Raw genomic sequence first — 20,681 nt, 5'->3', positions numbered from 1 at the left:
AGTCTCAATTGAGACACTTTCCAACGTGAATTTTCCCAAGCCTCTTCGGGCCCCTTTGGGGATCAGGCCATTAGTTTGTGCAAAAAATAAGAATAAGCCCAATAAACGCCCATTTCATTGCCTTTCAAGCGTCAATTTCTGAGCTAGGCAGTGGCGATTTGAGTTGCTAGAGTAGGCGCAAATACATAATAAAACCCATTAGGAGAGCGTTCGTATGACGCATCAATATCATCCACTTGGATTTGAAGGATCACGTATCGCGCAGGGCTATTGGCGATTAAACGAGTGGGGCATGAGCGACCAAGAGTTGGTCAGCTTTATCGAACAAAGCATTGCGGCTGGCATCACCACGGTGGATCATGCAGACATTTACGGGGATTACCAATGCGAAAGCTTATTTGGTCAGGCTCTTAAACTAAAGCCATCCCTAAGAGATCAACTTCAGATCGTCACGAAATGCGGGATTTTACTGCCCAGCAAACACCGCCCAGACATCAGCAGCCACCGCTACGACCAAAGCACCCAACACATTATCCAAAGCGTTGACCGCTCATTACAGAACCTAAACGTCGACAACATCGAGCTATTACTGCTGCATCGCCCCACACCTTTAATGGACGCAGATCATATTGCCGAAGCATTTGAGCATCTCTTCACCGTGGGCAAAGTCACCCACTTTGGTGTGTCTAACTTCACCCCACAACAGGTTGATTTGCTGCAATCTAGACTGCCTATGCCTTTAGTCGTAAACCAAGTGGAATTGTCGCCTTTAGAACTCAAGCATTTCAAAGATGGCACCTTAGAACATGCCCAACAACACGCGATCACACCAATGGCTTGGTCACCATTTGCTGGAGGGGACTTGTTCAAGCTAGAGGGCATTGACCCGACCTTGCATCAAGCCATGACACAAATCGCTGAGACTCATAATGCCAGCCTAGATCAGATCGCCCTCGCTTGGCTTATTCGCCATCCATCTGGTATTGCACCTGTCATCGGCTCAGGCAAAATTGAGCGGGTCAAGGCCGCACAACAAGCACTGACGATAGAACTGTCCGATAAAGAATGGTTCGAAATCTGGGTCGCATCCCAAGGCCATCCCGTCCCATAACCCATAGTTATATCCATTGGGGAGCAAGGACAAATAAGTCAAAATCAAGACAGTCAAAATTTGTGCCTTGCGATCCCCGCTACCTGCCCTCATGGTGACATCATATTGATGACACTGGAGAGGATTATGTCCATCCCATTTTCTATTCTTGATTTGGCACCCGTAGGGGAAGGCCAAACCATTTCAGACGCGATTGAAAACAGCAAAGCCGTGGCTCAAGCGGCAGAACAAAACGGCTACCAGCGAGTATGGCTTGCAGAACACCATGGCATGCGGGGGGTGGCCAGCGCCGCCACCGCTGTTTTATTAGCGGCTATTGGTCAAGCCACCAGCAAAATACGTATTGGCTCAGGGGGCATTATGCTACCCAACCACGCGCCATTGGTGATCGCAGAACAGTTCGGCACTTTGGCGGCCATGTTTCCTGATCGAGTTGATCTCGGGTTGGGGCGTGCGCCAGGCACCGACATGGCCACCGCCCGCGCTTTACGACGCACCTTAAGTGGTCATGTGGATACTTACCCGGACGATGTGGAAGAGTTGCAGGCATATCTAGCAGACAAAAATACGGTGAACCCATTGATTTCAGTACCGGGTCAAGGCACCAATGTCCCTATTTGGTTACTTGGTTCGAGCTTGTATTCGGCACAGTTGGCGGCCCATATGGGATTGCCATTTTCCTTTGCTTCCCACTTTGCACCAGACATGTTGTTGGAAGCCATTAGTGTTTATCGCGCCAACTTCCGCCCGTCTGCCCAGCTAGACAAACCTTATGTCTCCGCTGGGGTGATGGCATCTGTGGCAGAAGATCAGCGGGAAGCGGAGTACCTGTTTACCTCAGCGCAAATTAAGTTCTCTCACCTGCGCCGCAATGCCAACTTACCGTTTGCCAAGCCTGTGGAAGACTTGCAAAGCGCGGTGGCGGCGGCAGAAATGCCCATGATCAATCAAACCTTACGCTACGCGATGGTGGGGTCACCGGAAACAGTCGAGACCAAATTACAACAATTCATTGAGCAAACAGGTGTGGATGAGATGATTTTCTCCTTCCCTATCCACGATCCTGTGGCACGGGTCAAAGCCATTGAATTAACCGCCGGCATTGACTCAATCATGCAAAAACAAACCTATTAATTATGGGATTGTGCGTCCGCTGCGGGGAGCAATTCCCGCAGTGCGATGGCTAACGCTGGGATAGACACTGTGCCATGATCCATGGCCTCTAACACAAAGCGCTTACTGCGAACGCCTTGCTGCAATAGCCAATCATTGGCTACATTTGAATCCTGCAACATAAAGTCCTTTTCTTCTGCGCCAACAACCATCACCACTTGTTTGTCTGCAATCACAGAAGTCTCCACTTTTTGCCAAGGAGTTTTAAGGTAGCCTTCATTCCACCATAGGGATGGGCTTATGGCACCGTAGCCTGAAAAGGCATTGGGATGCTGTTGCAAGGCATAAAGGGTAAACAGTCCTCCTAGAGAATGTCCAAACAGGATCTGTTGTTCCGGATTAATGGGGTAACGCTCCGCCAGCCAAGGGCGCAAAGTGTGTGTCATGAATTGCAGCACATTCTCCGCGCCACCGTAACGAATGTCTTTATAACGAGCCATGTGTTTCAGCGGCACGGCGGGAGGCTCCGGGGTCGGTGGCGTCAGGTCGTACCAACGTCGTTGATAGTCGTAAGCCCCATCAATGGGATACCCCACAGCAACAATGATAGCGGGCTGTTTGGGACTTTTCAGGGCATGACTCAATTGGCGCGACAAGTCCACGGCGGTGGTAAAGAAGGCATTACCATCCATTAAATAGACCACCGGAAAGCCGGCGGCAGGCACTTCCCCTTCTGGCACAGAAATAAATAGACGATGATTAGGGTCGCCTTCCGCTAACGGCCAATCAAGATAAAAGCTATTGGGCACGCGGATCTCATCATGACTGCGCACTGGGCCAGCAAACACCTGACTCATTAATGTTCCTACTATGATAACAAAGACAATCGCTTTCCAAATCCAGCGACGGGTTTTACGACTTAACACATGGGACTCCTTCTGACGCTGAATAGCGTGTTAACAAGCTATTCAGAGAGCGCTGATGCACTTCTGTGGGAGGCACACCAAACTGTCGTTTGAAGGCGACGGTAAAATTATTTGGATGACTATAACCCGCAATATGAGCAGCCTCCATGATACTGGCCTCTCCTCGATGCAAGGCTTGGCAAGCTCGATTGAGACGCTGCTTGCGCAAATACTGTGTGAGGCTCATCCCTAGATGCTCTCGCGCATAGCGCTGCAAGGTAGCAGAACTCATCCCGAGATGGTTGCCGATCATATCTAAACTTAATGACCATGACGCTTCATCCGAAAGATACTGAACAAAACGCTGCACCTGGCGACTCACCGAACGCACAGGAGTCTGGTTAGCCTCTTCTATAGACGCTAACCACTCTCCGATTAACGCTATCCCAAAACCTTCACGCACCAAGCGCCCTTTGGGGCTGGTATCCTGTTGCTCGAGAAGCTTGCGAGCTTGTAACCATAAATGACGTGGCAATACCCAGTTTTGAATCGACAAATGTTCCTTTAGCCGTTGTAGCAAGTTCACATCACTGAATCCGTGGGAGGCAAACCACTCAGGTGTCACCGCCACATACAAGCCATAACGACGATCTCCGTCACGGATACTCATGCGGCATTTCTCATCACGGCTAATGGTCATTACCTTAGCTTGCTGAGAGTCTTTTTCTAAGGTTAAGGTTTGCTCGCCAAACTGAAAGCGCGTCTCTCCTTCAAAAAAGATGGTCACTTTTAAACACGCCGATACCTCTGCCTCCACAGTAAAGTCCTGCATTGCCAAAGCATCCACCAAATGCACCAACATGCCGCTAGCACTTTTTTCCGTTAGTACCGTTCCCCGTAGCACGGGATGGGAGCTACTAACGGACTGGGGCGTAGCAAAGCGTTTTGCTGGCACTCGAATACGATGATGCTCAAGATGTTGTGCTTGAGCAGCTAAGTCACTCGGCGCCACAAAGTGGTCTTGACTGGTAATTGGGGGAGCCATAATAAGTATCCTCGGAGCGTGAGTGTCAGCAAATCACTCACCTGTGTATAGCGATAACAATGGAATTGATGCTTAGTCATAGCTAGTTGAGCTATTTGCATAGGCATGAATGATTCCGCATGTGGAATAATGATCCCAACAAAACATAAATGCAAATCATTATCCTTTGCATTTGTAAATTTACGACTATTCCATCGTTGAGGAACCCCTATGCGTTCGCTGACCTTCCTAAGTGCCACCTTGTTAATTCCCTTTTCAATGACCGCCATTGCGGAAACTGTTACCACCTCTACCCGCCTACCTGCCTTATCAGTGGAAGGTAATGCGCTATATGGCATGGAATCATCTGAAGAAACGGAAGGTTATGGGGTTGAAGCCGCGACCATAGGTACTAAAGCTCCTGCGTCTTTAAGAGATATTCCACAGTCCATTACTGTGATCACCAATGACTATCTTGAAGATCGCGATCTAACACACCTTGATGATGTGGCAAAAGTCACTCCGGGGTTACGTACTTTGTCTAACGACAGCGGCCGCTCGTCCATTTATGCTCGAGGCTACGAATACGATGAATACAGCATCGATGGCCTGGCAGCGCCGATGCAGTCTATTAACGGCACTTTGCCTTCATTGTCTGCCTTCGACCGAGTAGAAATCATGCGTGGGCCTTCTGGTCTTTTTAATAGCTCTAGTGAACTGGGTGGCGTTATCAACCTAGTCCGCAAACGAGCGACTTACGAAGACCAAGCCAGCATTTCCGCGGGCGTAGGTAGCTGGGGACGTAATGAACTGGGCGCCGACGTGTCTGGCCCATTGAACGAAGACGGTACGGTACGCGGTCGAGTGGTACTGTCCCGTGAAGACATGCCTAACGAAGTGGATGGCAATGAAAACCTAGACCAAAGTGTCTACGCTACCCTGGAAATGGACCTAGATGAACGCACTGAATTGTCCCTTGGGCTCCTTCATCAGAAAAAAGACATCACCCCCGCTAACGGCTATCCAGCCTACAGTGACGGCACTTTAGCGGACTGGGATCCTTCCACCTTCCTTGGGGCAGACTGGAACGACTTTAACAACACCACGACCGATGTGTTCGCTGATTTGACCCGTGAATTCAGCAATGGTGGCTATGGGCGCTTTGCCCTACGTGCGTCTGACCGTGCCACAGATTACTACTATGCTTTCACTGGCTCGGCCCTAGGGAGCGATGGTTCAACGTCTTTAAACACCACTCAGCGTGACTTCGAGCAACAAACCCTTTCCATGGACGCGAGCTACAGCCAACCGTTTAGCACCTTTGATACGGTGAGTGAGTTTGTAGTGGGAACGGACTATAAGCATTACGACACTGACTACCTAAACGGCGCGACACGTAACTATGTCAGCAGTATCAATGTGAATACCTTTGATTCCTCATCTGTGGCTTACACAGCACCCACTTACTCTACCCGCGTGCAATCGGAAGAAAGCGAACTAGGTACCTACGGTAAACTAACCTTCCGCCCGGTCGAATCTTTAGCCTTGATCGCAGGGGGGCGCTTTAGCTGGTACGACCTAGAAAGCTCTGAGACGACCTTGTCTTCCGGTGCAGTCAGTCAATCTGAATACAGTGATGATGGTCGCTTCACAGCATACGGCGGTACTGTTTGGGATTTGGACGATCATCACTCTGTCTATGCCAGCTACTCTGAAGTGTTTAAACCACAAACGGATTTGGATGCCAATGGTGAAATGTTAGCTCCTCGAGAAGGCGAGCAATTTGAAGTGGGTATTAAAGGCAGCTACGACAATGGCCGTCTAAACAGCCGCGTGACCGTATTCCAACTAACGGATAGCAATCGTGCTGCATCGGTTACTGGCGAAAGCTATTCAGAAGCCACAGGTAAAGCCCGTGTAACCGGTGCTGAGCTGGAGCTTAGCGGACATTATGGTGCTATTGAGATGATTGCAGGGTACACCTACCAAGAAACAGAAAACCTAGCGGGCGATGAAAATACTCTGTTTATGTTGATGCCTGAGCACACCGTCAATCTATGGGGTAAATACACCTTACAAGGAGGAGCTCTGGTAGGTACTGAGCTGGGGCTTGGGGTAACAGCCATGAGCGATTTCTCTTTAACCCGTGGTAGTACCACTATCACAGCGCCTGAGTACGCGGTGGTTGATGCCAGCATCAGCAAAGACGTGACAGAGCACCTTAACCTTTCTCTTAACGTTAATAACTTGTTTGATGAAAAGTACTACTCTCGAGTGGGCAGTGTGGCGACCTTTAACTTCTATGGTCCAACACGTAACGTGATGGCTAAGGCAACTTACAACTTCTAAGCCAAAAAAGGGGGATCTCTGGAAAAGAGATCCCCCTTTACGTTTGCTCCAATCAATGGGTACCGTGATGCAGCATGGGCAGCTTAATTTGAAAATGCGCACCGCCGCTAGTGGCAGGCAGAACCTTGATCTCCCCACCTAATTTTTGCGTCACTAGGTTATAAGTGATGGACATCCCTAAACCTGACCCGCCATTTGCTCGGTTGGTGGTATAAAACGGCTCAAATACCCGACGGCAAATATCTTCATCCATCCCCACCCCATTATCACGGTAATCTACTACCACTTGTTCCCCCACCTGCATGGCACTGAGGTAGATATCATTTTCATCGTTAACAGAACGAAATCCGTGAATACAACTATTGCTGATAAGGTTCGTTAGCACCTGATCAATCGCCCCTGTGTAAGTCACCAAAGATAAATCTTCAGGTATGGTGGAAATGACCGTCGCGTTCTTTTGCTTATAGATGGGATTCAAACTGGTAATCAAGGAGTCTACGGTAGATTTGAGGTTCACAGACTCTACCACACTAGAACTTTGGTCCACTGCGGTTTTCTTAAAGTCAGACACCAACTTAGCCGCCCGCTCTAGGTTTGACGTTGCTATCTGATACGCACTGTCGAATTCACTCAAAAAGGTGATAAAGCCATTTTCATCCAAGGAACCCGTTTCATAGGCTTTACGCAGGGTGTGCACTTCCTCTTTGATATGACTTAACGAGGTGATCGAGACTCCAAGAGGTGTATTCACTTCATGGGCCACACCAGATACCAAACCACCTAAAGCCGCCATTTTTTCCGACTCAATCAAATGATCTTGAGTAGCTTTCAAAGTTTCTAAGGTTTGATTAAGGGTTTGGGTACGCTCTTCGACTTTACGCTCCAAGACAGCATTGGCATCACGCAGGGCATGTTCCAACTGCAGACGTTCATAGGCAGAAACAGCACGTCCATAAAGATCCGACAACACCCCAGAAAAGGTCGCTTCATCGTCTGTCCAATTGCGATCACGTTCTGTGCCTTCAGAGCAAATGATGCCCACCATTTTGCCTCGGTGGCGAATAGGCGTATCCAGCATAGAGCCGATACCGAGGGGATTCAGATAAGACTCAATGAACTCCGCCGTCACAGGATCGGTCAAAGCGTCATTCACACGAATCGCTCGCTCAGTATCTAAAGCACTGAAATAAGTAGGAAAGTCAGAGCGAGTAAGGACTATGTCTTCTACTTCAGTGTTGTTATGCACATCAATAAGTAAGCGACATACGATGGATTCTCCATCTTCTGCAAGCAACCAAATGCCTGTACGTTTCACCCCAAGGCCCGTGACAACGGAGTCGAGGATTAAGCGCGCCGCCCTATCCAAATCCCCTTCATCAATATAAGGGGACTGGGACACCTGCAATAAGATGTTTTCAAATTCGATATTCAAAATCTTCTCTCTTTATCAATCTGGAAGGGTGGCACGTAACGCCATGATTTGATCGAACTTTTCAATGGCGATATCACACAGGGTCGGGTCAAAATGACGACCGCGCTCTTCCTTAAGTAAATTGAGAATTTTTTCCTCTGACCAAGGCTCTTTGTAAGAGCGACGGGCAGCCAAGGCATCAATGACATCTGCCACGGCCATGATGCGCCCTTCAATGGGGATGTCTTCCCCAGACAAGCCCACTGGATAACCAGAACCGTCCCACTTTTCATGGTGGTACAAGGCAATGCTGGCACCCACTTGAGGCAAGGCTCGTTTTGAGTGACTCAGTAGCTCAAAGCCAACTTGAGCGTGAGTTTGCATGGTTTGCCACTCATCCGAATCCAACTTCGCAGGTTTATGAAGAATGTTTTCTGGAATGGCGATCTTACCAATGTCATGCATTGGGGTAGCATGCTTTATGAGCTGAACAAACTCTTCATCCAAACCGATTTCTCGAGCCAAAAACTCACTAAGTAAGGACACACGACGTACATGGGAGCCGGTTTCTTTACTGCGTTGTTCAATGGCTTCACCTAGGACAAACATGAGCTCTTGCTGGGTACGTTCGATTTCTTCTCGGCGGTTCAAGTTCTCAAAAATGATCGACACCTTGGTCAGCAACACATTCAGTAAGCGTTTCGTTATTTCTGGCAGTGGTGAGGCGAAGGTTACTTGGGTGACGCACTCACTTTGATTCCCCAGCGCGGTGTAACAGTAAGAGCTGTTATCCGTCATTAAATCTCGCCTAAACTGGAAAATATGGTCCATCATGGCGCGGGTTTCAGAATCAAAAAGCTCACTGTTTAAGTCTGTTTTTAACGTAAATTCACCTCTGTGCGCATGCATCAACAAATGCTCTTGATGCCCTAAGGCATTGCGAGCACGGTAGTGAATATTCAACCCCACCTCTTGATCTTGGGTAAGAGCGCGCACTTCTTTAAGTACTTGAACACTAAACTCTTCACTGTTGTTGGCTTGCAACACACGCGTGGTCGCACTGACTACGTCTTCAAGGCCTTTGCTACTTTGCTCAATGGCCTTAATATCGCGATAAGAGCGAATCGCCGCATAAATAGTGGTTTTAAGGCGAGTGGAATTTAGCTCGGTTTTGTTTTTGTAGTCATTGATATCGTAATCACGAATGACTTCTTCTTCTGGCGCTTGACCTGGCTGCCCCGTACGCAGCACAAGACGCGTAGTGGTATTTTTATTGCTCTCGCGAATCCACTTCACTAAATCCAAACCCGCATGATCGTCTTCCATCACCACATCCACTAACGCAATGGCAATGTCGTCATTATTTTCAAACAGCTCTCGGGCTTCTTTAGCAGAGTGAGCTTTGAGAAATTCAAGGGGGCGCTCGTCCACTTCCAAACGTTTCAACACCATTTCAGACACGGCGATCACATCGTCTTCGTCATCAATCAATGCCACTTTCCATGGCGGAACAGCGCTCTGCAGCTTACCCGCAATGGACTGGGCTGCGACACTGGAATTAGATGGACCTTTAGAGAAAAGCGGATTTTGCATGGTAGCGACCTATAAAAAGCGAACTAATTTATCCTTGTTGTGACTCTAACTTTGGTCAAAAAACAGTCTTTCTTCAATGTGGTTTCCGCGCATTTGCGTATCAAAAGGTTGCCAAGTGTTGCTAAATGCAAACACTCAAACCGCAATAGGTTTCACAGTTTAGTCACTTTTGCTACGGCATAGGCTGATTGCATTTCGTACAATCACCCTAAATATATAGCTCTTACCTGTATTACTTGCACCCTTTCTTGGACAGATAATTTTATGATGCGAATCATCGCTTACCTCGCGGCTGCCATTGGCGTACTCGCGTTTGGAGGATATATGCTCAACAATTCAATCAAGGCGGATACCTCCCATATGGAAGTCCCTCAGTCTAGTCATTTTGAAAATGGTCGATTTCACAACGTGCCTCCGGTCCCTCAGCGCAGCACCTCTGAAAACCTTGCCCTCTGGGTGCGTTTTTTCACAGAGAAAAAAGTCGATACGGTGCCCGAGTCCGCCATCCCTGTGGTAACTGTCACTCGAACACAACTGAATGCATTACCCAATGACGACCTCTTTGTCATTAAATTAGGCCACTCATCCGTGCTACTAAAAAACCATGGTGAATACTGGCTGTTTGATCCAGTATTTGGTGAACGGGCGTCGCCGTTTTCTTTTGCAGGGCCTAAGCGATTTCATAACCCGCCTATTCAGTTGGAGGACCTGCCTGAGATCGAACGGGTATTCATTTCCCATAACCACTACGATCATTTGGATAAGCCCAGCATCAAACTTTTAAAAGATAAAACCCAACATTTCTACGTGCCTCAGGGGGTAGAAGGGGATCTGCAAAAATGGGGTGTCGCAGAAAGCAAGATTCAGGTGTTTGATTGGTGGCAAGAAACAACATCTGGGCAACACACCATTCGCTTCACCCCGACCCAACATTTCTCTGGGCGAGCAATGGGGGATGGCAACCAAACACTTTGGGGCTCTTGGGCCATTACCTCCCATGGAAAATCTCTCTATTTCAGTGGTGACTCCGGCTACTTCAAAGGCTTCAAAGCCATTGGTGAGCGCTATGGGCCATTTGATTTGGCCATGATCGAGACAGGTGCCTACGATAAAGACTGGGCGCATATTCATATGACTCCGGAGCAAAGCGTTCAAGCACACCAAGATCTCAATGCCAAGGTCATGGTACCTATCCACAATGGCACCTTTGATTTGGCGTTCCACACTTGGAAAGACCCTCTAGATCGTGTGGCGGCTGCCGCAGAAGCGCAAAATGTGACCTTAAGCACTCCCATCTTTGGGGAAGTGTTTACCGTAAAAGACGTACAAACCAAGCGCTGGTGGCAGGGCATGCCCTAAACTTTTCGGATCTTATATTCACTCTTTGGCGTGCCCAAAAAGCACGCCAATCTTGATATAAAGACTACGCGCCCGTCGGAAAATGAGAGTACAATACGCGCCTTACTTTTCAGATAAGCAGCTCAAAAATGGCCATTAAAGCAACGATTTACAAAGCATCTCTACAAGTTTCAGACATGGATCGACACCATTACCAAAGCTATGATCTCACTCTGGCTTTACATCCTTCTGAAACCGAAGAGCGCATGATGGCGCGGTTAGCTGTGTTTGCTTTGTTAGCAGACGAAAAGGAAGGTGATGAGCAATTAGCGTTTAGCAAAGGCATCAGCACTGAAGACGAGCCGGATCTTTGGCAAAAAAACTTTTCGGATGAGATTTTAATGTGGGTAGAACTGGGACAACCAGACGAAAAACGCCTACGTAAAGCCTGTGGTCGTGCGCAAGATGTGGTGATTGTTAATTACAATGACAAATCGGACATTTGGTGGGAACAAAATAAAGGCAAAGTCAGCCGTTTTGATAACCTGCGCATCATGAAGTTTCCAGAAGTGGACATTCAAGCCCTTGAGCAGCTTTGTGCTCGTTCCATGCAGCTAAATGTGACGGTTCAAGACGGTGAAATGTGGGTTTCTAGCGACAAGGGTGAATGCGTTCTTCATCCAAGCTGGCGCTATTGATCTCCTTTAGACGGGTCCGTTGAATCATTGGCTGGGGACTGAGGTTGCATCTTGCTGGCAAAGTACTGGCTAATTATGCCAATCAGCTCCGACTGAGCACTTTTTAATAAGCTATTGCGAGCCTTGGTGGCGGCATCACACTGGGTAGTCATTCCTAAGCCAAAGCTCACCAACAAACCTTGAGCGCTCGAAAGCGTACTCAGCACTTGGGATTTCATGGCAATGCGTTGGTCACCAGCCTGATCCTCAAGTCTCAATGCTCGTTGATAAAGACGCTCCCGCTCTCGATACATGTGCTTTAAACCAAACATAATCAATCATCCTCGTCATCATCAGTGGGGATGGCTGCATCCAAAGTGCGGGTAAAATTCATGTGTTTAAGGGTGCGTTTAACCTGCCAGATCAACACTAGAATTCCCACAACCGTTAAGCCAATCGCCGATAAAAAGATGGCAATTAACGAAATACCACTTTGCCAAGCAAACACTGCTCCCGTCGCAATGATTAGCAACCAACAGGTCACCAACAAAAATACAACGCCACACATGAGTGCCAGCAGTTGAGCCCCAGACGCTACCCAAATCTTAGCCTCTAATGCCCCTAACCCGATCACGCTTTTTAACCAACGTTGGTGGGTATTGGATAGCTCGGCCACACTCACGTCGTCATCCTTGATCGACGTGTGATCTTCCGCTTGCCGGGAAGCAAAGGTTGGATCAGCGTGGGACGAATTCATTCGTTCTTCCATGAGTCATTTCTACCTTATTTTCGTTTGCACAGTAGGCTTGCTGCGACGGCACCCGCTAAAAATGCAAAACCAACTGTTTTCAGTGGATTCTCTTTAGCATAGTCACCCACTGCGGTGGAGACACGTTCGGACTGAGCTTTTGCTGTATCTGCAATGGCTTGGGCTTGCTCGCTGACTTGGCGGGCAATGGCTTCAGCACGCTCTTGACCATGCTCTGCGGCTTCTGCAGCGTTGTCCACACCCTTGTGAGCCGTATTTGCTGCCTTATCTACTGCGTCATGAGCTTTCGTCTGTGCATTGCTTTTTGAAGTTGCCATTTCCTGTACCTCCGTTTAATGAATTCGCTATTTAAGCTAGCGCCTATTCATACGATTAGAAACATTAGACCTCTAATCTTCTCTTTGTTTACAAGTTGGCAAAAAGCGTCCACACAATCAGGCTAACACCCTTTTATTAAAAACGATCGTCCGGAGACAAGCTGCTCAGTAAATCATTTTGTTCTCCAGCCATGACGTCCAATAACAGCTCAGCCGTTGTGGGGCCTTGGGTAAAGCCTTGATGACCATGCCCAAAATGAAACCACATGGTCGGATGTCGAGGTGCTTGCCCCACCACTGGTAACATATCTGGCATACATGGACGGGTACCAAACCATTGAGGCTCTTGCACTTTTTGACCTAGCGCTAACATATCACTGAGGGCTTTTGTGCCGCGCTCTAACTGCACCGGGTTGGCTTTTGCATCCATTTTTACCAGCGCTGCGCCGGTCGTTACGCGAATGCCTTTAGTCATTGACGATGCCAACACGCCATTCTCCACATCCAGAAACGGTCGAGTGAGAGCCATAGGTGCATCATAGTGGCCGTGATAGCCGCGCTTATAAACCATCGGAATGAAATAACCAAAGCGCTGTAAGAATGCTGGCGCCCAAGGCCCCAGAGCCACAACGATCTGTTCCGCCGTCAGCAGACCTTCCGCCGTATTAGCTTGCCAACCATGAGCGGCTTGGGTCACCTGAGCCCCATCACATTGGATGATTCGCCCACCACGGGATTGAAATAACTTCCCATAAGCTTGGGTCAAAGCACCGGGATCACTACAACTCCAGCTTTGTAGCCAATGCACCGCACCGGTCGGAGTTTTAAGCAACGCGGGCTCTTCTTTACGGTAGTCTTCACCAGACAAGGTGCGTGAGGTAACGCCATATTCTCGATCTAAGCGTTGTGCCCGGGTGGCCGCTTCATCAAAACTCTGTTGATCTCGGTACAGCATCACCAGACCCTCCCGGCGGATCAAGTGCTCACTGTTAGAGGCTTCAATCAAGGGTTGATGATCCGCGGTAGCGCGCGCGGCTAACTGTGAGTAGGACGCGGAAATCCGTTGATAAGGTTTGTCGGCGGACAACTTTAAATAGCGCCACAGGGCCGGAGCCATTTTTAAGGTGGCACCAAGGGACCACACCACATCGTTGGACAGTCCCACCCCGTATTTGAATAGAGTGCCAATATCCCGAGGTAAGGCATAGGGTTCTGCGGCCTCTGTCTGAATGATACCGGCGTTCCCGTAGCTTGTTTCAAGACCAGGGGAAGTACGATCCAGCACCACCACATCATGTCCCTTTGCCTGCAGTGCTAAAGCGGTAGAGATGCCAACCATCCCTGCACCCAACACAAAAAACTCTGCCATACAGCCTCCATAAAACCGTTTGCCCTATGGCTATTGTTAGACGCTTTTACCTGTCGGTGCAACCAAGTTATGACGCAAAAAACACTCTTTTTAACCGCCCTAGTGATAAGAGGTCAAAACTTTTTAAAGGAGTAGTGAAACTTTTTTGAAAAGCCACCGTGTATAAGAAAACTAACTACAAGAACGTTAGTGTTTTAGTAAACAGAGAACTGTCATTACAGGAAGGTAATTATGAACACTACAACATTGAAAACCGTTAAAAATACCGCACTCTCTTTGGCTTTAGTGGGCGCAGCGTCATTCGCCAGTGCTGCTCACCATGGCATGTCCGTTAAAGGCATGGACCAAGATGTTTCCGGTGGCACAGTCACTGCTAGCATGATCAGCGCCGAAGCCAATGGCTGGCTCGTGGTACATCGCACCGATGCCAACATGAAACCTGGCCCAGTTGTGGGGTATGCCCCTCTAAAAGCGGGCAAAAACAAAGACGTGACTGCGATTCTACAGGAGCCTGTGAAATCCGGCGAAATGCTAATGCTGATGCTTCATGGGGAAGAAGGCGGCATGAAAACAGGCGTTTTTGAATACACCCTTGGGGCAAAAGAAGATGGCCCTGTACGTAAAGATGGCAAGCTGGTGATGGATGTCATTAGCGCCAAATAAGTTCGACCTGCGTTTCGATAGACTAGGCATGCTTTCGCATGCCTAGTTTCGTTGGGGAGCCAGCTTATTGCTCATGAGCACTAAAAACACACCCCCTAAAATCATTAGGGCACTCACTACCAGTCTTTGTTCAAGGGTCTCTCCTGCCCAAATGATCCCACCCACGGCCGCAATCACAGGGACCGATAGCTGTAACACCGACGCCTGAAACGGCATGATAAATTTCAGCGCCCCATACCAGAGGGCATAGCCGATTCCTGAGGCAAGGGTGCCAGACAAAACCGCGAGCCAGATCCCTGATGCACTCAAGCGCCATTCAGGCAAGGCGAAAGCGAACCAGATCAATGCCATGGGCACAGCTCTCACAAAGTTATAGGCGGTATCTTCTAATGGCTTAGTAGAACCTTTTCCAACAAGGGTATAAACGCCCCAAGCCATACCGGCGATGGCCATTTGCACGGCCCCAATAAAAGAGGGGGTACTTAACGTGGGCAATACTAAGTAAACAAACCCAACAAAGGCTACTGTGGCTCCCAACCATTCAGGTAAGCGAAAGCGCTTACCACGAGAGACTTCTACAGCAATAATGGTGAACTGCACCATACCAAATAAGATCAAAGCGCCAATGCCTGTTTCGAGGGAGACATAGGCATAAGAAAAACCCAGTGCGTACACAAACAACGCCAAGGCTCCTGACCAGCTCCCCTTCCCCCGAGCCATACCTTTAATGTTAGAAGTACTGGGGCGGAATTTGGCTTTTAACAGCAACAAGATCGCCAGCATCATGGCTCCCGACAAGATCCGCACCGTGGTAAAACTGGCCGCATCAATCACCTGAGCCCCTAGGGCAAGGCGACATAAAATCGAGTTTGCGGCGAACGCTAACAAGGCTGATATCGTCATGAAATAGGCTTGCATGCCCTGCTCCTTTACTGGGTTATATGGCGAAAAACCGTCTACACTAGAGGATGAGTTTACCGACTCTACAATAAAAATCTGCAAACGTTGCGCATGATCTGCCGACGCTATTGGAGGATACCTATATGTTGACCACAAAATCAGCACAGAATGCTTTTCGTATCGAGCTTGGCCAACTAGACGCCAACACCGTTGACCATCTTGCCCCCTCATTTGATGGCTTACCACCTAACCCTTACGCCGACGGTTCTTATCGCTTACGCCGTTATTCGCGTTTTATTTTTAAAGACGACAAGCTCGCACGTCTGCCAACCAAGGCCTTCGTTCAAGACGCCAGCATTAACCACTTTCAAGGAAATGTAGAACGCACCTATCCTGAAATAGATGACGAAACAGTAAAGGACACCGGCTTCCTTGCTCTGTTTGAACATTTTCAAAATATGACCAATATCGCAGACGGTGCCACCATTGAGGTTCATCAAATGCGCATCTTTGCTGATCACCATTCAGTGGATGTGGCCCCTGAAGGCATTCACCAAGACGGCTTTGACCGCATTGGCATTTACATTATTCAACGCCATAACATTGGCGGGGGTGAAGTCAGTGTGCACCCGGATGAGCAAAGCGACGCCATCGTAAAAGCGCCCTTGGACCATGGTGAGTTTGTGGTGATTAATGATCGTCAGTTTTTCCATTATGCATCGCCTATCACGCCCCTGGATGGAGAGCGTGGCTATATGGATGCCTTTGTATTAACGGCGAATCTTGTTCACTAATTTCCTGCCTACATTTGAACGACCGTTTTCCCGCAACGAAAACGGTCTAACTTCATGACAAATAAGATTTAACCAGTCCGTCAGATTTGTGGTGATCCGGAAAGTTATTCGTTATATTAAAGTGACTACTCCGGCGTAACATTGCGTATCACTTCAGATAAGGACATTCACATGAAAGCTCCCCTGTCTTTGCGTACTGCTGTTTTATCGGCCTCTTTACTAACCTTGTCTTCCATGACATTCGCGAGCACCTTAAGCACTGTCAAAGAACGAGGAGACTTAAATTGCGGCGTCTACCCAGATGACCCTGGCCGAAGCGCAATTAACGAAGAAGGTCAGTGGGAAGGCTTCTATGTGGACTTTTGTCGGGCCACTGCCGCCGCCGTATTAGAAAACCCTGACTATGTACGTTACCTAGAAGTCGGAGCCACCTCTCGTTTCACCTCCCTTGTGGAAAAATCCACTGATGTGGTCATGTTCAGCTCCACTTGGACCCTCGGCAGAGAAAACACCTATCAAGTCAGCTTCCCCACCTTGTACCTTTTTGACGGACAAGGTTTCGTGGTGCGCAAAAGCGCAGGCATTGACTCGGTAAACGATCTCGACGGTAAAACGGTCTGCGTGACTGGCAACACGACCACCCAGCGTAATCTAGAAGATTTCATTAAAGCCCAAGGGTTTGATACGGAAGTGGTATACACCAATGGCGATCAGTTTTTCCGTGGCAGTGTCTGTGACGCCTACAGTGCTGATCGTATGAATCTAGCCATCAACTTGGCAAACCGCGTGGAGCAAAAAGACGACTACAAGGTACTTCCTGAGACCTTCTCCCGTGAACCTATCGGCCCAACGGTGCGCAATGATGACGACCAATGGGAGCGCATTATTCGCTCCATTGTCCACGCCACCTTTTTAGCGGAAGAAAAAGGCATCACCCAAGCGAACGTCGATCAGATCAAAGCCTCTTCCAAAAATGTAGAAGTACGAAACCTATTGGGAGAATCTGGGGATATTGGTGAGCAGCTGGGACTAGACCCACTATGGGCTTACCGTGTTATCAAAGCCGTGGGTAATTATAGCGAAATCTACGACCGTCACTTAGGTCTCGACACCCCCATCGGGCAAGAACGGGGACTAAATGCCCTATGGCGTGATGGCGGACTCATGTTTGCACCACCGTTTAAATGATACAAAAGTGATTAACTAGAATGATCCAAGACGATTTCAAAGTATCCAAAACACAGCGAATAGGTTTACGTCTGAACATTGTGTTATTGAGCATTATCGTCTTCTTTCTAGTGGCGTCTGGCTTTGGGATCTGGACATTACAGCAACAAACCAAACAATTTAACGCCATCACCCAAACTTACTATGACCGTGCCATGCTAGCAGCAGAGCTGTCTCGAGACGCGGAGCTGATCGCCACCCAAGCCATGGAAAAAACCGTCACCCAGCGACTTGGGAAGATCGACGCCAACGTACTGCAAACGGACATTACCAAGATCTTTACCGTAGCGCGGGACTCATTGGTGGCACACAGCGATCGGGAAGCCGAGCTAATCGATCGTGTTGACACCCTCACTCGACCTTATTTCGAGCAAATACTGGCGTTTTATAAAATGATTGAGCAACAGCTCAGACAAGAACTGCGCCTTAGAGATATCGAACGTGGCCTTGCTAGATTGCAGCCATCCCCTTTTACCGATGTGCGTAATGAGCTGACGCCCTATATTTCTGATACGACCAGCGCATTATTGTTCATGCTGCGAGCTGACAGCCCTGGCCTGCTTTCTAGACGCACTCGGGATGTAACCTACCAGCTGGAACAATTAGCTGCTTTCAGAACCGATGACCCAGCTCAACAGCAGACTATTGCTGAGCTTCAAGATCTAGCGTCCCAAGCGCTTTCTCTTAAAATGAACATTGATCAGACCCGTATGCGTACCTTAGCCGCCATGCGAGAAACACGCCTCTATGCCCAGCGCCTGAGTGGCGCAAGCTATGATTTCTATCTGTACGTAAAATCCGAAGCCGATACCGCCGCACTTGAACACAGCCGCCATATTGAGTCGGTATCAAAAATGATTGTAGGATTTTGTTTGATATTCCTACTCCTAATCGGTGTGGCATATTGGCTCATTCAGCGCATTTTGATTCAACGTCTAAACCGACTCAGCAGCGTCATGCTGCAACATGTGGAAGGAGAGCCCGTCCCTATCCCCCAATCGGGGCAAGATGAAATTTCCATTATTGGGAAAGCCTTTTCAGTCTTTGTGGAAGCGAACCAAGCATCCCATCAAAAAGCTCAAGAAGCACAGCACCAAGCCGAAGAAGCGAATCAAAAGCTGCGTAAGCTGAATGCCTCCTTACACGAACAAAGTAATACTGACGAACTTACCGCCACCGCCAACCGTCGCTCATTCTTTAATTGGTTGCGTGCCACTTGGCCAACGGCCAAAGACAAAGGGTCGAGCTTTGGTGTCCTGATGATCGACATAGACTGGTTTAAGCGCTACAACGATCACTATGGCCACTTAGCCGGGGACTTGTGTTTGCAACAGGTGGCAAAAATACTGCGTACGACAGTGGGGGCTAATCAAGGGATGTTAGCGCGCTACGGCGGGGAAGAGTTTATCGTTGCCGCAGCAGGCGTTACCCAAGCCCAGATTAACAAGTTGGGGCACGCATTATTGAAGGGGGTGGTCGATGCCCAATTACCTCATACCCGCTCCCCAAAACAGCACATCACCATCAGTGTGGGTATCGCTTATTTTGACAAGCTTTCGGCGGAAGACACCTCTGAAAAAGTCATCGCATTGGCAGACCAAGCGCTGTATGAAGCGAAAGCCCATGGTCGAGCCAATGTGGTAACTCTGAATACTACTGATTCATAATCCAAGTGCGAATTTCTTCCCGTTGAGTTTCATTGGCTTGGATATACAGTAACTGGACGGAACGCAACAAATCGTTCGTTTGTTCTGGCGTAGGTTCTGGTTGCGCAGGGACAAATTCATTTTGGTGGGTTTTATTGTATTCCGCCACCAAGGTATGAATCGACTCTTTTGGCAAATTGGTCTCTTTGCTCAGTACCTCAAACTTCACTGTTTTTACCGTGCCGTTCTTGTATTTAACGCGCCAAAATTGGTTGTTTGTCAGATATAAATCCGCCTGGCTCTTGGTGTTTAACTCTGGAGCCAAAACAACAATGTCATCACTGGACAACATGTTAAGAGTGATCAGCAAAGGTGGTGTCTTATAATCCACTTCTCGCCCACCGTCTTGTAAGCGCTTAGCGTAACGAAACACCAATTGGTGCTCCCCAGACTTTACCGAGCGTGGGATCCAATAGTTCTCTTTCACTGCTACACCATCCAATGTGAGCAATTCAATATCTTTTTCAACACCTAAAGAGCCCGCTTGAGCAACGGAGGATAAAAAAACGGCCAATACTAGGCACAATCGTTTGCAGTACATCATGGGTAACTCCTTTCAATCAAAGATCTGGCAGGCGCTTCCTTCCTGAACTGCTTGGCTGCCATCAGTGTGAACTAGACACACTTAGTGGTTAATGTATAATCACCCGCCGTTGTTTGACTACACAGTTTTTACAATAGATTCGCCAAAGAAAGTGAAACTTTCTATTTGGGTTCCCTTACCCCAAACTAACCAAAAAGGTCTGAAAATGAGCCAATTTTCCCCTGAGCAGCAAGGCAAGGCGCTGCGTTATCTCGTTGCCTTCCACCTACTGATCATCGCATCCAGCAACTACTTGGTACAGATTCCATTCACAGTGTTTGGATTCCACACGACCTGGGGTGCCTTCACCTTCCCATTTATCTTCCTAGCCACTGACCTGACCGTTCGCATATTCGGTGCAGCACTGGCACGTAAGATTATTTTCTTGGTAATGCTACCATCCTTGGCAGCATCCTATGGCCTATCGGTTCTATTCTACGAAGGTCAATTCCAAGGGTTTGGGGCACTCGGTGAATTCAATCTCTTTGTGGCCCGTATTGCGGTGGCCAGCTTAATGGCTTACTTGTTGGGACAAATCCTAGATGTGCATGTGTTCAACCGTTTACGCAAGCTTCGCAGTTGGTGGGTCGCCCCTGCCGCTTCGACTGTCATTGGTAATGGTTTGGATACCTTAGCGTTTTTCGGTATTGCCTTTTACCAAAGCCCAGATCCCTTCATGGCCGAACATTGGCAAGCCATTGCTTGGGCAGATTACGGATTTAAGTTATTGATTAGTCTTGGGTTGTTCATACCTATGTATGGGGTTTTATTAGCTTTTATCATCAAAAAAATCACCCATGTGAAGCCCGATTTTTCCTTAGCAAAGGCTTAA

General features: G+C 48.4%; 20 protein-coding genes. 10 read left to right on the top strand and 10 right to left on the bottom strand.

From position 1 onward, the window contains the following. Positions 1-214 precede the first annotated feature (214 nt). Complete coding sequence (locus tag ACFQ45_RS07745) at positions 215-1,111, top strand: aldo/keto reductase (RefSeq protein WP_377366432.1); 897 nt, start codon at positions 215-217, stop codon at positions 1,109-1,111. Between the two features lie 126 nt (positions 1,112-1,237). Next, positions 1,238-2,245, top strand: coding sequence for an LLM class flavin-dependent oxidoreductase (locus ACFQ45_RS07740; RefSeq protein ID WP_377366431.1), 1,008 nt, complete (start codon positions 1,238-1,240; stop codon positions 2,243-2,245). On the opposite strand, the gene ACFQ45_RS07735 is transcribed toward ACFQ45_RS07740, so the two are convergent. Both ACFQ45_RS07735 and ACFQ45_RS07730 read right to left on the bottom strand, forming a co-directional pair. Further along, positions 2,242-3,150, bottom strand: a complete 909-nt coding sequence (locus ACFQ45_RS07735; protein WP_377366430.1) for an alpha/beta hydrolase — start codon at positions 3,148-3,150, stop codon at positions 2,242-2,244. The two genes, ACFQ45_RS07740 and ACFQ45_RS07735, sit on opposite strands and share 4 nt — an antisense overlap. Beyond that, positions 3,137-4,174 carry a helix-turn-helix transcriptional regulator gene (locus tag ACFQ45_RS07730; protein ID WP_377366429.1) on the bottom strand — a complete coding sequence of 346 codons (1,038 nt, stop codon included), beginning with the start codon at positions 4,172-4,174 and terminating at the stop codon, positions 3,137-3,139. The genes ACFQ45_RS07735 and ACFQ45_RS07730 overlap by 14 nt, the downstream gene beginning before the upstream one ends. Before the next feature lie 210 nt (positions 4,175-4,384). Between ACFQ45_RS07730 and ACFQ45_RS07725 the strand changes: the two genes are divergently transcribed. Next, positions 4,385-6,502, top strand: coding sequence for a TonB-dependent siderophore receptor (locus ACFQ45_RS07725; RefSeq protein ID WP_377366428.1), 2,118 nt, complete (start codon positions 4,385-4,387; stop codon positions 6,500-6,502). A gap of 52 nt (positions 6,503-6,554) precedes the next feature. Here the strand turns inward: ACFQ45_RS07725 and ACFQ45_RS07720 are convergent, their stop codons facing one another. Continuing rightward, positions 6,555-7,934, bottom strand: coding sequence for a sensor histidine kinase (locus tag ACFQ45_RS07720; protein WP_377366427.1), 1,380 nt, complete (start codon positions 7,932-7,934; stop codon positions 6,555-6,557). Positions 7,935-7,949: 15 nt separating this feature from the next. After that, positions 7,950-9,506 (bottom strand): HD domain-containing phosphohydrolase, encoded by a 1,557-nt coding sequence (locus tag ACFQ45_RS07715; protein ID WP_377366426.1) that lies wholly within the window; start codon positions 9,504-9,506, stop codon positions 7,950-7,952. Between the two features lie 324 nt (positions 9,507-9,830). Here ACFQ45_RS07715 and ACFQ45_RS07710 point away from each other — a divergent pair, with 324 nt between their 5' ends. Together ACFQ45_RS07710 and ACFQ45_RS07705 are read left to right on the top strand one after the other, a co-directional pair. Then, positions 9,831-10,865, top strand: a complete 1,035-nt coding sequence (locus ACFQ45_RS07710; RefSeq protein ID WP_377366425.1) for an MBL fold metallo-hydrolase — start codon at positions 9,831-9,833, stop codon at positions 10,863-10,865. A gap of 128 nt (positions 10,866-10,993) precedes the next feature. Beyond that, complete coding sequence (locus tag ACFQ45_RS07705) at positions 10,994-11,542, top strand: YaeQ family protein (protein WP_377366424.1); 549 nt, start codon at positions 10,994-10,996, stop codon at positions 11,540-11,542. Here the strand turns inward: ACFQ45_RS07705 and ACFQ45_RS07700 are convergent. From ACFQ45_RS07700 to ACFQ45_RS07685, 4 genes are all read right to left on the bottom strand, one after another. Continuing rightward, positions 11,536-11,853, bottom strand: coding sequence for a hypothetical protein (locus ACFQ45_RS07700; protein WP_377366423.1), 318 nt, complete (start codon positions 11,851-11,853; stop codon positions 11,536-11,538). The genes ACFQ45_RS07705 and ACFQ45_RS07700 overlap by 7 nt on opposite strands. Positions 11,854-11,855: 2 nt before the next feature. Next, positions 11,856-12,278 carry a hypothetical protein gene (locus tag ACFQ45_RS07695; protein WP_377366422.1) on the bottom strand — a complete coding sequence of 141 codons (423 nt, stop codon included), beginning with the start codon at positions 12,276-12,278 and terminating at the stop codon, positions 11,856-11,858. 26 nt (positions 12,279-12,304) lie between these two features. Then, on the bottom strand, positions 12,305-12,607 hold the full coding sequence (locus tag ACFQ45_RS07690; protein WP_377366421.1) for a hypothetical protein: 303 nt from the start codon (positions 12,605-12,607) through the stop codon (positions 12,305-12,307). A gap of 136 nt (positions 12,608-12,743) precedes the next feature. Further along, positions 12,744-13,976, bottom strand: coding sequence for an NAD(P)/FAD-dependent oxidoreductase (locus tag ACFQ45_RS07685; RefSeq protein ID WP_377366420.1), 1,233 nt, complete (start codon positions 13,974-13,976; stop codon positions 12,744-12,746). Positions 13,977-14,207: 231 nt separating this feature from the next. Here ACFQ45_RS07685 and ACFQ45_RS07680 point away from each other — a divergent pair, with 231 nt between their 5' ends. Beyond that, positions 14,208-14,639, top strand: coding sequence for a DUF7282 domain-containing protein (locus ACFQ45_RS07680; RefSeq protein WP_377366419.1), 432 nt, complete (start codon positions 14,208-14,210; stop codon positions 14,637-14,639). A gap of 42 nt (positions 14,640-14,681) precedes the next feature. Here ACFQ45_RS07680 and ACFQ45_RS07675 read toward each other — a convergent pair whose 3' ends face one another. After that, entirely contained in the window at positions 14,682-15,557 is an 876-nt protein-coding gene (locus ACFQ45_RS07675; RefSeq protein WP_377366418.1) for a DMT family transporter, read from the bottom strand. A 125-nt stretch (positions 15,558-15,682) separates the two neighbouring features. Here ACFQ45_RS07675 and ACFQ45_RS07670 point away from each other — a divergent pair, with 125 nt between their 5' ends. The 3 genes from ACFQ45_RS07670 (at position 15,683) to ACFQ45_RS07660 (ending at position 19,227) form a co-directional block, all read left to right on the top strand. Continuing rightward, the gene (locus tag ACFQ45_RS07670; RefSeq protein ID WP_377366417.1) at positions 15,683-16,333 is read left to right on the top strand and encodes a 2OG-Fe dioxygenase family protein; all 651 of its coding nucleotides are present in this window, start codon (positions 15,683-15,685) and stop codon (positions 16,331-16,333) included. A 171-nt stretch (positions 16,334-16,504) separates the two neighbouring features. Further along, positions 16,505-17,521, top strand: coding sequence for an amino acid ABC transporter substrate-binding protein (locus tag ACFQ45_RS07665; RefSeq protein ID WP_377366416.1), 1,017 nt, complete (start codon positions 16,505-16,507; stop codon positions 17,519-17,521). Positions 17,522-17,541: 20 nt separating this feature from the next. Next, entirely contained in the window at positions 17,542-19,227 is a 1,686-nt protein-coding gene (locus ACFQ45_RS07660) for a GGDEF domain-containing protein (protein ID WP_377366415.1), read from the top strand. Here the strand turns inward: ACFQ45_RS07660 and ACFQ45_RS07655 are convergent. After that, positions 19,214-19,810, bottom strand: a complete 597-nt coding sequence (locus ACFQ45_RS07655; RefSeq protein WP_377366414.1) for a DUF2057 family protein — start codon at positions 19,808-19,810, stop codon at positions 19,214-19,216. The two genes, ACFQ45_RS07660 and ACFQ45_RS07655, sit on opposite strands and share 14 nt — an antisense overlap. Before the next feature lie 205 nt (positions 19,811-20,015). On the opposite strand from ACFQ45_RS07655, the gene ACFQ45_RS07650 reads away from it, so the two are divergent. Beyond that, the gene (locus ACFQ45_RS07650; RefSeq protein ID WP_377366413.1) at positions 20,016-20,681 is read left to right on the top strand and encodes a 7-cyano-7-deazaguanine/7-aminomethyl-7-deazaguanine transporter; all 666 of its coding nucleotides are present in this window, start codon (positions 20,016-20,018) and stop codon (positions 20,679-20,681) included.

The organism is Rhodanobacter aciditrophus (assembly GCF_042679525.1).
Taxonomy (GTDB): Bacteria; Pseudomonadota; Gammaproteobacteria; order Pseudomonadales; family Marinomonadaceae; genus Marinomonas; species Marinomonas aciditrophus.
This window is presented reverse-complemented; position numbering and strand designations above follow the sequence as displayed.